Annotated in this window: 16 protein-coding genes; 10 read left to right on the top strand and 6 right to left on the bottom strand. The window is 57.9% G+C overall.

Going from position 1 to position 13979, the window contains the following annotated elements; translation table 11 throughout:
• Positions 1-248: 248 nt before the first annotated feature.
• From FAS41_RS29720 to FAS41_RS29705, 4 genes are all read left to right on the top strand, one after another.
• Positions 249-1082, top strand: a complete 834-nt coding sequence (locus FAS41_RS29720) for a hypothetical protein (protein WP_138526855.1) — start codon at positions 249-251, stop codon at positions 1080-1082.
• A gap of 410 nt (positions 1083-1492) precedes the next feature.
• Positions 1493-2461 carry a DNA replication terminus site-binding protein gene (locus FAS41_RS29715; RefSeq protein WP_138526854.1) on the top strand — a complete coding sequence of 323 codons (969 nt, stop codon included), beginning with the start codon at positions 1493-1495 and terminating at the stop codon, positions 2459-2461.
• 107 nt (positions 2462-2568) lie between these two features.
• Entirely contained in the window at positions 2569-3318 is a 750-nt protein-coding gene (locus FAS41_RS29710) for a hypothetical protein (RefSeq protein ID WP_138526853.1), read from the top strand.
• Between the two features lie 338 nt (positions 3319-3656).
• Positions 3657-4823, top strand: a complete 1167-nt coding sequence (locus FAS41_RS29705; RefSeq protein ID WP_138526852.1) for a Fic family protein — start codon at positions 3657-3659, stop codon at positions 4821-4823.
• Between the two features lie 181 nt (positions 4824-5004).
• Here FAS41_RS29705 and FAS41_RS29700 read toward each other — a convergent pair whose 3' ends face one another.
• Positions 5005-5946: an aromatic alcohol reductase gene (locus FAS41_RS29700; protein ID WP_138526851.1), complete on the bottom strand. Its 942-nt coding sequence runs from the start codon at positions 5944-5946 to the stop codon at positions 5005-5007.
• Positions 5947-6043: 97 nt separating this feature from the next.
• On the opposite strand from FAS41_RS29700, the gene FAS41_RS29695 reads away from it, so the two are divergent.
• Positions 6044-6493: a winged helix-turn-helix transcriptional regulator gene (locus FAS41_RS29695; protein WP_138526850.1), complete on the top strand. Its 450-nt coding sequence runs from the start codon at positions 6044-6046 to the stop codon at positions 6491-6493.
• 119 nt (positions 6494-6612) lie between these two features.
• On the opposite strand, the gene FAS41_RS29690 is transcribed toward FAS41_RS29695, so the two are convergent.
• Both FAS41_RS29690 and FAS41_RS29685 read right to left on the bottom strand, forming a co-directional pair.
• Positions 6613-7581, bottom strand: coding sequence for a nucleotidyl transferase AbiEii/AbiGii toxin family protein (locus tag FAS41_RS29690; RefSeq protein WP_246084969.1), 969 nt, complete (start codon positions 7579-7581; stop codon positions 6613-6615).
• 20 nt (positions 7582-7601) lie between these two features.
• On the bottom strand, positions 7602-8192 hold the full coding sequence (locus FAS41_RS29685) for a DUF6088 family protein (RefSeq protein ID WP_138526849.1): 591 nt from the start codon (positions 8190-8192) through the stop codon (positions 7602-7604).
• Between the two features lie 490 nt (positions 8193-8682).
• Between FAS41_RS29685 and FAS41_RS29680 the strand changes: the two genes are divergently transcribed.
• The 3 genes from FAS41_RS29680 (at position 8683) to FAS41_RS29670 (ending at position 11163) form a co-directional block, all read left to right on the top strand.
• On the top strand, positions 8683-10182 hold the full coding sequence (locus FAS41_RS29680; RefSeq protein WP_138526848.1) for a UvrD-helicase domain-containing protein: 1500 nt from the start codon (positions 8683-8685) through the stop codon (positions 10180-10182).
• A gap of 63 nt (positions 10183-10245) precedes the next feature.
• A complete protein-coding gene (locus tag FAS41_RS29675; protein ID WP_138526847.1) occupies positions 10246-10512 on the top strand; it encodes a hypothetical protein in 267 nt (88 codons plus the stop codon).
• A 105-nt stretch (positions 10513-10617) separates the two neighbouring features.
• Positions 10618-11163: a hypothetical protein gene (locus FAS41_RS29670; protein WP_138526846.1), complete on the top strand. Its 546-nt coding sequence runs from the start codon at positions 10618-10620 to the stop codon at positions 11161-11163.
• Between the two features lie 79 nt (positions 11164-11242).
• Here FAS41_RS29670 and FAS41_RS29665 read toward each other — a convergent pair whose 3' ends face one another.
• A complete protein-coding gene (locus tag FAS41_RS29665; protein WP_024766020.1) occupies positions 11243-11512 on the bottom strand; it encodes a helix-turn-helix domain-containing protein in 270 nt (89 codons plus the stop codon).
• Positions 11513-11705: 193 nt separating this feature from the next.
• Between FAS41_RS29665 and FAS41_RS29660 the strand changes: the two genes are divergently transcribed.
• Positions 11706-12053 (top strand): hypothetical protein, encoded by a 348-nt coding sequence (locus tag FAS41_RS29660; protein WP_138526845.1) that lies wholly within the window; start codon positions 11706-11708, stop codon positions 12051-12053.
• A 120-nt stretch (positions 12054-12173) separates the two neighbouring features.
• On the opposite strand, the gene FAS41_RS29655 is transcribed toward FAS41_RS29660, so the two are convergent.
• Complete coding sequence (locus FAS41_RS29655) at positions 12174-12476, bottom strand: hypothetical protein (protein WP_138526844.1); 303 nt, start codon at positions 12474-12476, stop codon at positions 12174-12176.
• 65 nt (positions 12477-12541) lie between these two features.
• Positions 12542-13081 carry a phospholipase D family nuclease gene (locus FAS41_RS29650; RefSeq protein WP_239746834.1) on the bottom strand — a complete coding sequence of 180 codons (540 nt, stop codon included), beginning with the start codon at positions 13079-13081 and terminating at the stop codon, positions 12542-12544.
• Positions 13082-13288: 207 nt separating this feature from the next.
• On the opposite strand from FAS41_RS29650, the gene FAS41_RS29645 reads away from it, so the two are divergent.
• Positions 13289-13786, top strand: a complete 498-nt coding sequence (locus FAS41_RS29645; RefSeq protein WP_138526842.1) for a hypothetical protein — start codon at positions 13289-13291, stop codon at positions 13784-13786.
• The last annotated feature ends 193 nt before the right edge of the window (positions 13787-13979 follow it).

Genomic DNA, 13979 nt, shown 5'->3' with positions numbered 1-13979 from the left:
ACCAGGCTATCGCGAATGTTGAGCATCCCAAGCGTGAATGCAGCAGAGACCCAGCCCTGCTGAGCAATCCCTTACCGGCCCCTGGCAAGTTGATTTCCGGCCATTTTGAGGGAGGAAAAGCTGACCTACGAGCGCATCGATCCCCGAAGCTTGGTGCTGTCCCTTACTTGGGATCCTCAAAGCGATATTTAGCGTGATGAGTAGTCAGCCGCTCGGCGATCTGAAAATTAGCTCGAAGGATAACGCCTATGTACCAAGCCCTTGCTTCAAGACCTGGTGTTCCGACCTCCACTGCTTCCCTAGCAACACCGCCGGAAGTTCCCCAACCAGAGGTGGTCCTGCTGCACCAGGCAATCCAGCTCTTGTGGGAGGTAGCACAATGCAAGGAAAACGCAGTTGATCCCCGATGGCATGCAAAGCTCGACGAACTGATGGGCAGAATTGGAGATTCACTTCCTGATCTACTCGCGCCGCAGTCAGAAGTTGAAACGCAGCAGAAGGGGGCCTGGACCGCAAATCTGACTCTGGCGGGGGTAGTTCAGGCGGCTGCATGGATGCTCAGGACGCAGGACGAAAGTCCTGGTCTCGGAATGCGCTGTGCAGAAATGTTGTCTGCAGCGCTGCAGGCCGACGCTGAAGCTGAACGAGCGCCTCTGGCTGACGCCGAAGCAGTGGTGACGCTGACAGAAATCTGGACAGCGATCGGACGCCAGCCATCAATGATGCCCAGGAAGAATGGGGTAGTAGGGATGCTGCGAATTATCGCAGGCACCTCGGGTCAGGAGATGACGGCCGCACTGCAGGACGTTATTCGTGAGCGCCGGCGTCAGCAGGATGAAGAAGGATTCACCTTCGCGCACGACGATCGTTTGTCAGTTGCTGAGCTGGCCCGGGCAGCCGGATGTTATGCGATGGGGGCAGCGGACTTGATACGGACTATCCGGCCGTTCTGGCCCTGGGACCAGGCCAGCCTCAAGTTCAAGCACCAGCGGCAGAATCTGGTAATGGCCGCAGCCACCAGCCTCACGGCTTTAGAGCGGTTCGACCGGTTGCACAACCCGCAGCCGGTGACCGACCGGTGAGCAAATACAGAAAAGGGTGCATGTTCATTCGTCGTTTGAATCCCACCGATCGAACGGACAGTTTCTTGCTGGCAGTACGTATAGCTGCGCTAAAAGTTCTGGCTGAGAGGAGAGGGCGCCTCCCTTACGTCGTCGTTCGACACGGATTCGAAGATGTCATCGCCGCCGGCGCAACCAAAGCGGAACTCAAACGAGCCATACATTGCTCCCATGCGGTGGACTGGAAAGAGGCTGCGCGCAGAACACGCGTATGGCATCGCGGAGTAAGGTGGCTCGCCTGATTAATACCACCCCTTCACTTCAGGCATGAAGGATGCTGACTCCCCTCTCCCTGTTAACAGGGGAGGGCAGGACGTTCCAGGGAGCGTTAGCTACAATAAGTGAAGGGGTGGTATTATTGGGCTGAGTGAATGACACAAGCGATCGCCGACGCATACGCCGAACTGCTGCGCGCAGTAGCAACCTTCAATGAGCGCTGGCCTAGCCTAGTGGAGGAGGGGGCAGTTTGGGAGTTACCGCTCCTGCAGGTGCAGAAGACTCCGAAGCAAATCCCCGTGAGGCATCTATCAGGCGAGGAGGCAGTGAGCGCAGCTCTGGCTGCATTCAAAGAATTCGAGCGTGATATAGGCCAAGCGCCGGGTACGGTCATGCGGCTACCTGGCTATTTCATCCTGTCCTCGTCAATCCTGGCAGAGGGGAGGGCGGTAAACCGTCGCAAGGCGGAGCTGGAAAGCGCGATTGAGGCAGAACGCCTGTTCCGCAATGTCTCTGTCAGCCGGCGGTCGCAGATCATGCGACAGGCCCTAGGGAAAAACTTTTCCCTCAATCAGCTCAAGCGAACGATCCAAGTGTTCGACGCCGCGCCAAGGCAAATCACATTTACATGGGCAGGCCACACTTCCGGCAAGGAAAAAATCCGCGTTGCCCAAGTGCGTGAACTGTTGCAGGCCGAGGCAAAGGAGCGAGCTTCCACTGACGGGATCCAGCTGGAGCAAACGCCCCAGTGGCTGGATCTCCGAGGGCTCTCGAACATGGCTGAGGATGACCTCCTCGATGTCCCCAAGCTGGTCGCACCTCATCCTCGTTGCATGCTTTGGTTCTCCGAGAGCAGTCGCTACGACGCAATGCTGCACGCAAATCTCCCATTTTTCGTACTACGTGGAGATCGCCGGCCGAAGGTCGTGGGACTCAAGGACTTTGATAGCGCAGCGCGAACTGCCAAGCGGCCGGACAGTAAATCGAGAGAGCCTGCGCTACCAGGCGGCCGATTTTTCGTCGCGGAAGATTCCTCGCCGGCTGCCGGGGCCCCCGCAGCCGGTACCATCGAGGGCATAGAATCTACCTACGCTGAATCGCTGAATCCGCAACGGCACGAATAGCCGCCCGGGAGCGCGCATGCAGTTTTGGCCGCTAAGTCATGAGGGCTAGGTTGCACTTTCCCGCATTCGAGTACTCTCCACCGAATCGATCAACAAGGGCATGGGAAATGGACTTCGACCGAGTAATCCGAGCAGGGGCCGATCGCGCAGAAGCGCTCATCGGCAAGTATCTTGGCCTCCGTCCGGGCAACCTTGACTTGGCCGAGCTGAACATCTCGGCGCTGGAAGGAGTTTCCGCGGACTTCAAGCGCTGCGCGCTGATGATCCAGGATCTGGCTGCGGCCCCGCCGAGCAGGATCGCCGCCAAGAACATGATGATCCTGGTGAACGCCCTGGACGAATTAGTTAAGGTGCCGCGCCTGCGTCAACCGTTGATGGCCATGTGGGAGCTTGAGGAGTCCCTTTCCACCGGCGGCCTCATGTTCGTTCGCCACGCGCTGGTCATACTGCTGACCTTTCTGGGAGTTGGTTTCGTCTCGCCCGTGATGCACGGCGTTCCGATGGCCATCAGCTACACGGCATTGATCGCCGGATACGCTTCACTGGCGCTGGGCCTGACGCACTTCAAAAACCCAACTGCAGCGTTCTTCATTGGCTGCCCGCTCGCCCTCGTTGCCGGCGCGGGAATCATGGTGTTGGGTAATGAAACTCTGCTGATGGCTGCACTGCTGCTCGTATCGCTGGGCATGCTCATCAAGAACGCAGTGACCATGGTCAGGAGCCGCACGAGACCCGCCCGCCACGTCGACAACGGTGTCCCGTTTGTTCTGGATACAGACTCGAACCTGTTCGATGATGAAGGGGATCCCTTCATGCACAACGTCGCCGGCACGTATCCCTACGCTGCAGACGATTAACGCCTACGTTACTGCACCTACTTGTCCGCCCGTCGACAATCGACCACATGCGGAGAGGCTGCAATCTCCCCCAAGCCGGCATCGCCCTCCGTCAAGTCCAAGTCTTCCCCGATACAGCAGGTTGTGGGCTATTCAGCGACGCCAGGCCCCCATCGTCAACTCAATTTGCCGATGGGCCGCAGCACTGGCACCGGAAGAACACGTTTTCGACTTACTCGCGAAGGGGTTTTCAGGTAGTGTTCATATGATATTTGACTTAATGCACTGGGAGATGACGCTTGAATGCCAGTGAATCTGCCTTTGACATAGTGATTATTCAGGTTTGAGATAGCGAGAATATGCCTACCTTCACTCACTACGATTTGGCGCTGCTTAATCCGTCCTTCGATTCGCCGCTTGTCGACGTATTGACCGAGCTGGAACACCTCCGCCGCTTCAGACTCACCGGGTCGACCCCGCCAAGCCTCTTCTTCCAGCTCAAGAGTGTATTCCACATTCTGGAGAGCCTCGGCTCTGCCCGCATCGAGGGCAATCACACAACCCTGGCTGATTACGTGGAAAGTAAGATGGAGGGCAGTGACGCAGCCACCGACCAGCTGCGCGAGATCTCCAACATCGAGAAGGCCATGACCTTCATCGAGGAGCATTTCACGGAAGGTAGCGAGGTTAGCCAGCACCTCATTCGAGAGCTGCACGCCATCACTGTCGGCGAGCTAGACCGCGAAGGGGATCGCACCCCAGGTCAGTTCAGGACTGGGCCAGTTCGCATTGCGCAATCGGAACACCTGCCCCCCGACCCAGTACAGGTTCCGGCTTACATGGACGAGCTGGTGGCTTTCGTCAACACGCGCGACCCGCAGAAATACGACCTCATGAAGGTGGCGATTGCGCACCATCGGTTTGGGTGGATTCACCCGTTCACCAATGGTAATGGCCGAGTTGTCCGCTTGTTGACCTATTTGATGCTGATTAAGTACGGATTCGATGTCTCCGCTGGCGGCCGTCTACTGAATCCCACTGCAGTGTTCTGTAACGACCGCGAGCGCTATTACGAGATGCTCGGGGAGGCTGATCGCGGAACCCAAGAAGGCCTGGAGAGTTGGTGTGTTTACGTGCTCAAGGGCATCCTAGGTGAGCTGAACAAGCTCGATCGCCTGTGTGATTATCGCTACCTTAAAGCCGAGATCCTGGTGCCTGCACTAAACTATTCCCGCGAGCGCGAGCACATCACTCAGCAGGAACAGTCGATCCTCCGACGCCTGTTGGAAACTGACACTGGAGTGGCCAAGTCGGCAGAGCTTGCTGATGCTATGCCTGGCTTGAATGGGCCGCAGCGGACCTACCAAATCAAGAAGCTGGTGGACAGGGGGATGCTGGTGCCAATCCAGCCCGGTGCTCGGCAGTACACACTCGGCTTTACCCACAACTTCCTCCTCCGCGGCGTGATCCGCATGCTGACCGCAGAGGGTTTCATTCCTGCACCCGTAGTCACAGCACGGCCATAACAAGTGGCCGCTTCTGGCCGGCTGGTGCCTCTGGCGAGAGGCTGCTACCGACCCATAGCGGACACTGAGGCTCTACGCTGAAAGTCTAGGCAGCTTGCCGTCCTCTAAACGTTCAACTTTGGTTGTCAGCGTCCACTGTCGGGACAAGGTGTGTCTCTGCAAGTCAGCTATCTGTCGTCGCTCACTTGCCCCCAAGGTTCGCCCGAGCCCATTGCTCAGCGGTGGTTACTGGAATCGACTGCTGTTCGTTGAAGGTGCCCGCTTTAGGCCATGCCACACCTCTGCCTTGTGCGAATACAGCGCGGTACTTTTTGATGTGATGGGTAGGGTCTTTTCTCAGCTCATCCATCAAGTACGGAACAGTCCACACGTTAGTTTGGAACGGACGACCCAGTACACGTTCGAGGATGTTCGCGACCTGTCCATACGACACCGTGTCGCCTGAGAGATAAACAATCTCGTTGCGGAAGCGAGGTTCAAAGAAGACGATTTCCGCCGTGAGAGCACCGATGTCGTCTGGCGTGGTGAGCGTCACGCTGTTCTCGAGACTGCCGAGCGCGTTAACGGTGTCATTGTCGAAGTCGACTACCTCAAATACGGGCTCGAAAAGGAAGCTGGTGAACATGCCCGTCGAGATAATTACCCATTCGGTTTTGTCTTGCGCGCGGAGCGCCTCGCGTACATCGAGTTGAGCATCGAAAAGATCTTGGGGGCTGCCCCGACCGATCACTTCGAAATCCACGCCAAACTGCCACGGGAAGTAGCGCTTCACGCCCGACCTTAGCGCTGCTGTCGCCAACTTCATGGGGGTTTCTCGACCTGCGACCATGCCGGCACAACCTATGACGGTATCGAACCGGGCGAACACTTCAGCTAACTGATCAATTGAGTCGTTCACCAGATCCGCAGCGACCATCTGAATGCCCAGCCCACGAAGCTCGTCGATTTCGGCCTTTTTCTCCGGTATCTGGGTGTTGATGGTCGACTCCCTGAGAAGAACGCTGATTTGGGAGCCGGGTGCGCGTTTGGCCACTCGCGCGAGATTGCGCAAAACCGGGAGACCCAGTTCGCCAGCGCCGAGAACAAGAATGGATTGAGGGGAAAGCGGGGTTGCTTCGGTCATGATTTCTCCTGAGGCGTGACGCCTTTAACATGAGCGAATGCTGGCATGATCAGGCACTACTCGTAAGAAGGCACACGCGTGATACCTAGGAGGATAAATGACCAATCAGGACGCTCTGAGCCAGGCAGAAGCCATCTGCCGAACGCTCCGAGAAGATGACGATGGCGTCAGACGGGAAGTCCTCGCCCACGCGGGTAGCCGATGGTCATTGGGCATCCTGCATGCTTTGGGCGTGTACGGCACGATGCGCCACGCCGAGATAAAAAGGCAGATGACTGGGGTGACCCAGCGAATGCTGACCAAGACGCTACGCGCAATGGAGCGGGATGGATTGCTGCTTCGACGGGAGTTCGGGGAAATTCCGCCGCGCGTCGAATACGAGCTGACGCCGCTGGGTATGGAACTGTTGGTTCGGATGTCTCCTGTTTGGATGTGGGTGGTCGAAAACGCCGAGGAATTCCGCAAGGCGCGGCGCGCTTTCGACAGTCAAGATGACAAGAAACCAGCCTGGCAAATCCCCACGTCGGTTCCCTCTAATCCAGAGTAATCGATAGCGTGTACTTCTCATTCAGAGCAGTGGCACTCGACCTAACCTCGCCCAAAATCGAACGCCCGCTTCTGGCCGGTAGCTGCCGGTCGCCCCTTCGGTACATTCAAGCGCTTGCTTCAACTCTCGGCCGCCGCGTTCAGGCGTGCTTCCAGGTCAGCGCATGCCGACATCAACTCGGCGAAGGAGGGGGGCGTCGACTCGAACATGCCGCCATCAGTCATCCTGAAATAGTCCTCTTCCAGGCTTGCAAGGGCACCGCCGGTTGGTACGAGCGGCAGGTTCCCCTCTACAGCGTGTCGGTAGTCCACTACCGAGTCATCTGCAGCTTTCTCCCTGAAAAACCAGGAATTGTGCTCAGCGACTTTCCTTGCGATGTCGCGCTGCGAAATTACGTCGGCGAACTCCGAGTTGCTGGCGATCATGGCCAAGTCGTGCCAGTGGCGGGCAAACCGCTCAGATTTCAGGCGCTCTTGCACGCAGTAAACATGGGCAGCCGTAGCCTTCTCCCAGAAGGTGCGCGCAACATCCATCACGACAGGGTTCGCATCGGGGAAGCTGACACACTCCATCTCTGCCCGGGCCAGATCGCAGGTTACGATGCGACGCGCATGTGGCTCTCCGGTGGACCTAGCCCCGAACTCAAGCAGGACTCGTGGCTGGATGTAAGAGCTCGCGGTTGTGCGGGGAGGGTAGTGGAGGTAGAGCTTGTCACCTTCCTGCTGCAGATCCAGTTGGATGCCGGCGTTTGCGATCGCTTCCCCAAGCAGGGGAGCGACGGCCTGCTCGATCCAAATTGGTAACTGCTTGCGTACTTCCTCAGTCCAGCGACCGGCCTGAGTGCGGCTCTTCGGAATTTCGGTCTCCGCCGCAGGAAGCATCTGACGGACGTCGTACGTCAGATCAATATCCTCCGAGAAGCGATCGATCAGCCGATATACCTTCGACAAGGAGGTGCCGCCCTTGAAGGTGAGATGGTCACCAAGCGGGGCAGAGAAAATCCTCCCCAGTGTCCACACGACGTAGATGTCCTTCGGCTGGCCGGCCAAGCATCTGCGCCGCTGTTTCCAGAACCTCGGATTGGTCATCTGCGCTGAGTTCGAAGAAATCAGGCATTCATAGCCTCCTTACCGAGGAGTGTGGCCATCCATGAAGGCAGGGTAGAGCGGCGCGCGAGCAGCATGGTCCATTCGGAGGCAGGCAGCTTGCTATGCAGCTGCTTGATTGCCGAATAAGCGTGATGCTCACCCAACCAGGCCAGCGCACGAATTGCTTCGCCGGCGGCCGACACCCCCAGCATCCAACGAGGCGCATGCCTCACCTGAATTTCGGTTTTGCCGAGCTGCAGGGTTCGCGGCCGGCCACTCGTTAGAAATATCTCGCGAACAGGCACCTGTTGCGTTAGACCGAGTGCGTTCGCCGCTCGGGCGCCAGTCGAGGTCACAGTTTCATTGTTCATCTCGGCGAGGGCCTGGACGATTTTCTCCGCAGCCGGCGCGCGGGTACCGAATTGACTTTTCACAGGCACCACATACGTACCGCGGCAGATGCGCAAAAGCTTCCCGGCCTTCGCCAAACGAGAGAACGCTTGGTCAATGGCAGCACGTGATCCCACACCCAGAAATTCTTTCGGTGCAAGCACGCCACCTTCCGGCAAGGTCCGACTGTGCTCCAGGATGAGTTCGGGAAGCTTCTTCATATCGCCACCACTCGGTGATTTGATGCAATGTCATAAATATATCAAGGTTTCTGACATTTGGTCAATTTTCAACCGAATACGCCGCCTTTGAGCAGCTTCCATCGCGCATCAGTGAATATAAATAACCTTGGTTATTCCTTCGCATAATAAGCATTATGTTAAATCGCTTAGTGCGCAATATTTTGGCGTGGCTTTGAATGCCCTCGAAGCACACCTCGAAGCCCGCTTGGGATCAGGCCGGGGACCAGTAGCGTGGGCTTGTCATCCAAATGCGGAATCCGCCCATGAACATCCGTGTCATCGCCCTTTTGCTGATCGGTCTTCAAGGCTGCCAGGCCGTTGAGCCGCGTCAGCTCTCCAACGATGAGCCGAATGCGCCAGCCGTCTTGCGTTTGGCGCCAAGCTGCCAGGTCCTGGGGGGCGTTTACCGATGCGCGTGGGTCGAACCGGCGGGTTCCACTCGAACCCTCATGCTTTGAGGTAGTCCCCGATGAACTACACACACGAGCAGCTACCGGCCATCAACTCGCTTGCGCGGTTGGTAAAGCTTGTTGCCTTCGCAGGCACAGGCAAAACCACCACGCTAATCGGCTATGCCTTGGCGCGGCCGCAGAGCCGCATCCTTTACCTCTGCTACAACAAGAGCGTCGAGCAGGCGGCAAAGCAGCGGTTCCCCAACAACGTCGTATGCAAGACGTCTCACGGCCTCGCTTTCGGTGCCGTCGGCACGCGCTACAAGCACAAGCTCACGCAAAACCTCCGGCTGATCGACGCAGCGAAAGCCATCAACAGTCAGAACTGGGATTTGGTCAGGACGGTGCTGGAAACGCTGAACAATTACCTCGCCAGCGCGGATGCCGGCATTGAGCTCGACCACTGCCCTCCCGAGAAAATGAAGAACGAGCGGATGCGCCGGGCCGCCGCCGGCGTTGTGGCCGCAGCACGTCTACTCTGGGCCCGGATGCAGGACGTCGAAGACCGAGCGGTTGGAATGACGCACGACGGCTACTTGAAGCTATGGGCCCTCTCCAGGCCCAACCTGCGAAGCCGGTTTGATATTGTCCTCGGGGACGAGGCCCAGGACATCAATCCAGTGGTTGCCGGTGTCCTTGCAGATCAGGCCAGCTACGGCTTAGGGGTGGTGGTGTGCGGAGATGGCCACCAAATGCTCTACCGGTTCCGTGGAGCTGTGGATGCGCTGAACGCTTCGTGGCTCAATCGCGCCGAGGTGCATTACCTCACTCAGTCCTTCCGCTTTGGCAGCGCGGTTGCACACGTCGGGAACATGATCCTTTCGTTCAAAGGTGAACAGCGCCAGCTGGTAGGGCTTGGTCTGGCAACCCGAGTGACCAAAAAGCTCCCCGAGGGCCTGGATCACCGCGCCATCCTTTGCCGAACCGTGGTCGGAGTAATCGAAAGCGCGCTGCGCTTGGCGGACCAAGGAGAAAAAATCTTCTGGGTCGGGGGGATTGATGGATACAACCTGCAGGCCTTGGAGGATCTCCATGCGCTGTCGATTGGTCAGTACGACCGGGTAAAAGGGAAAAAGCTGCTGCAGGAGTATCCGCAGTACACCTTCTACAAGGAAGTGGCGAGCGACAGCCAGGATCCGGAAATGCTGCGATCCATCCAGATCGTCGAGCAATACGCAAAAGACCTCCCTGCTCTCTTTGCCAAGCTGCGGTTAAACGCCGTCGCCGACGAGCTCGAGGCGAGTGTCACGCTGAGCACCGCCCACAGAGCCAAGGGATTGGAATGGGATGCTGTGCAGCTCGCAGAGGATTTTTCGTTCGAGCCCTTCAACCCGAACAATGTCCGCGAAGCATGGGAGGACGAAATGAATCTCCTGTACGTCGCCTGCACCAGGGCTATGCAGGTTCTAGCGGTCAATGCCCCTGTTCTCGCGATTATGGCGGAATTCGTCGGACGCCGAGATGGCGTCAGGCCGGCCACGCCGCTCGTATTCAAACAGGATCGCCTTGCAGCGTGAATCTGCCTTGGGATTGCTCAGGATGGGCATAGCGTGGTGATTCCCAAGAAATGGAGAACGCCCATGCCTCACCCTTTCCTCATGATCCAAACCAGTGCTGGAGAGAGGCTCACGCTAAACCTCTCGCCCATGCTGCCGAAACAAAACACCGAGGACCCCGAAGAGGCTGAGCCGCGTCGCCACTGGCAATTCACGAACACGGGCGCCGCGCGTATCAGGGAGTTTCTCAGCAAACATGAAGCCGGCTCGCTGTACCTGCGCCAGCAGCTGCTCATCCTGGTTGGGAATACTCTGGTCGACGCTGCTGCCAGCGCGCACGCGAAAACCTGACCGAAGGCTCAGTGATGGCTCTTTGCCACAAGGCCAAAGCCGTGGATAATGGCGGATTGCATGCGGACTGGATGCTTTGCCGCAGATCGTATCGAGGACTGAAAGATGCAAAACAAATCGGGGACGCCAAACAGCCTGTTGGACATCTGGCGGGAGCTTGAAGAAGTGCGCCTGGCCGCCCGCTCCAAGGCGCAAGGAGGCGATAAGGCCTCGGACACGCTACTTGGCTATGTGTCCAGCATGATGGACCTCGCGCTGTACCCTATTGATTCGACCATCTACAGCAAGGTCGACGAGCGCGACGGTACTGCTATGACCCCGGCGGGGTACCCGTGGCTGGTATCGGCGACCGAAGGGAATGTACGGCAGCTGGTGTGCATGGCTACCGGTGCCGTAGCACTGAAAACCATCGAGCAACTCACCGCGGAGTTCTCGCTGGTACCGGTATCGCTCCCCGAAATCTATCGCCCTGACGTTCGTCTTTCCCCTGCCCAGCTCGATGACAAGTACAGCGATGGCTCTGCCCCCTCACATCCGTTTTTCACCAGCCTGCAGTGGCGCTACCATGTTGCCCAGAACCGTACCATCTACGGTTACTGGGAGTGGCTCAGCCAGCAGCTGCACTTCCTAAGCGCGGCCGAAGCCGCGTAAAGAAAAGGCCCGCAATCTGCGGGCCTTTTTCGTTATCGGGCTCAAGAAGGTCGGCGAGCCAGGGTGAGACAGCCTCAGGTCACTTCGCCCCCAGTTCGCGCTGAAGTTGCGCGATCAATAGCGCCGGCGTCATGCCCGGGTTTTGCAGAAGAACCGCGCGCGCGATCAGTGTCACCAGGTCGACGCCCAGCGCGTCCGCGATCTCCTGAGCCTTCACAAGGGAAGGCGTTTTGAGGCCGCGCTCCACCTCGCTGATGTAGCTCTGGCTGGGACCAACCGCTTCTTGCTGTACACCCCTCTCCTTCCTTGTTTGGCGAACGGCTTTGCCAAACGCTTCGCTCATATCCATTTTGCGTCTCTGGCAAAAGGGACGATGAAGCCTTCTGAGATGGCAAACAGCTATACTTGATAGCGTATATTTTTCGCCCCAGGATAGAGACTTGACCGGCAGTGACGCCCTTGGAGTCGGCATGAAAAACACCTAACCCGTAGAGTCAGTCCTCTACAGCAAGCAGGACGTCCGGACGGAGGCTGCTGGTGGCATGAACAGCATTGTGCCGGCAGGACATGCCTGGCTCGTAGTCGCCGCATCGGCGTCGACGCGCACGCTAAAGAGCACCACGACCGGCATAGAAATAGGGAGAGTTGTGGACGAGATTCTTGATGCTTTTGCGCCAGCTCCGCTGACTGTTCCCGAGGCCTACCGGCAGGATCTCCAACTATCGCCGGTAGAACTAAGCGCCAGGTACGCCAGCAACTCCGTAGACACCCACCCGTTGTTACCTGTTCAGCTGTGGCGCCAGCACGTACAACAGCAACAGACCATGACGGGATACTGGGATTGGGTCAGCCAACAACTGGCCATGCTAGCGGGCGTAAATCGAAGCTAACGGCAGACAAACAAAAACGCCCGCTAAGCGGGCGTTTTTGCGTTTGGAGGGCTGCACCAGCAATTCTGCAGCCTGGGTATGGGAATGGATTAGCGCCTCGTAACGAGCCCTGTTGGAGCCCTACTCGCCGGGCAGGTGAAATCGGGTGGTGTGGTGCCCTACTACAGTGGTCAGCATCATCAGGATCGGCTGATCGTCCTCTGCCAAAGAAACGAGATAGGTGGACCTGATCTCGCCCTCGTGAGCTAGCACGGCGAGGTTGGTTTCCACGATCTCCTCACCAGCTACACCGAAGTCCCCACAGCAATGGCGCTCGAGCAGTGGAGCGAAAATTTCGTGTGCTGCAGCCGGCGAGCCGCACAGATGGACGATGCCCTTGGATACGAAAACCGCGCCGCAGTCGAAAAGGTGGTTCTGGGCCATGCCAAGGTCCTTGGAGAGTGAGTAGTCGCAACCAGGATGAGCTACCTCTGCAGGAACCCAAGCCGTCAGTACTTGGCTGGCAGGTCCACTCCTCCCTCCCATAGGACTCGCCACTCCTCAGCGTACTGGCGCGCCAGCTTCGGCACGTCGCGGAGCAACAGCACATTCTCGGCATTCTGGGAGTGTGCTGCTGCGGAGTAGTTGAAGCTGCCCAGCTGGACGCTACGGCCGTCGATCACCATGAACTTGTCATGCAGGATCGCGTATTGGCTGTTCAGCCGTACGGCAACGTTCTTATTGGCAAGAAACTGCGCCGCGGAGTAGCGCCGGCCAGTCCGGCTATTCGGGTCGTTCGCCTTCGCATCGGCGACTACTGCGACTTGGACACCTCGGTTGGCAGCCTTGAGCAGGGCCATGGCCACCGGCTTGCTTGTGAACGAATACGCCGCTACCAGGATTTCTGATTGAGCCGATTGAATCCCTTGAAGCACCACGTCCTGGGCGCCAGCTCTGGGAGAAAACCCAACCAGGTAAGAGGCCTCAGGGATCGGCGTGGTGGCGCCGGCGGCGCTCGCCCCCAGAGCAAGGACGAAGGAGATGAGCAAGGCCTTTCTTTGCATAGTGAACCTCAGCGGAACGTGATGTTGCCGATGAGGTTATTGGCCTGGCCACCCTGGGAGATGCGTTTTCCGGGCAAGAACACGACGAAAAGAACTGCTCAGCTTGCTCGTTCTGAAGCGCTGCCTTCAGAACTTGGGATTGCTTGATGACTGCGTAGTGTGGGTGCCAGTACCAATCACACGAGATCGAGCATGTACCAGAGCACCCGCACCTCCAAAGCCGTAGGCCTTGAACTGAAAAACCTGCGTTCCTGCGCAAGCACCGACGGTGACGCATGGAGCGCCTCGGTGTACTTCGGCGGTAAGCGCATCGGCACCGCAATGTACGGCGGAACCGGAGGCCCGGTAGAGGTCGACGTCGATGACCAGACACTGATCAGCATTCGAAAAACGGTCGAAGGCGCTGGATATCAGATGCTGGATTTCAACGGCAGTCCCTACGTCGAGCCCGCCACTCTCCACGGCTTTGCAGAGTTCTTCTTCCACGAGTTGGCCGAGGAATCCATGATCCTGAAAAAGCTTCGGCCCAAGCTGCGGAACTCGACTTACGTCCACCTAAAGGGCGCGCCGGATGGTCAGTTCGTCGTTTACAGCTGCTCTTTCACGCCTGATACGAAGCGTGAAATCGAGAAGGAGGAAGGCTCCAAGCTGGAGTACTTCTTGAACGAGAAGATCGCCGACCTGCTGTAACTGCGCTGCACTCTGGGCCTGAGTTTTTGATGCCTTCTTCAGTGGCGGTCTAAGGCCGCCACGCTAAGAAGCCTCGCCTGAGAGAGTCTCGGCTACAGCAGCGGAATGCTTCGCTCTCCCCTTTGTCGCCGAGACCTTTAGGGTCGTGGTAACCACCTCGACATGAAGGGAATAGTTACTCGCGTATGGACGG

This window comes from Pseudomonas nicosulfuronedens (assembly GCF_005877905.1).
Taxonomy (GTDB): domain Bacteria; phylum Pseudomonadota; class Gammaproteobacteria; order Pseudomonadales; family Pseudomonadaceae; genus Pseudomonas; species Pseudomonas nicosulfuronedens.
This window is presented reverse-complemented; position numbering and strand designations above follow the sequence as displayed.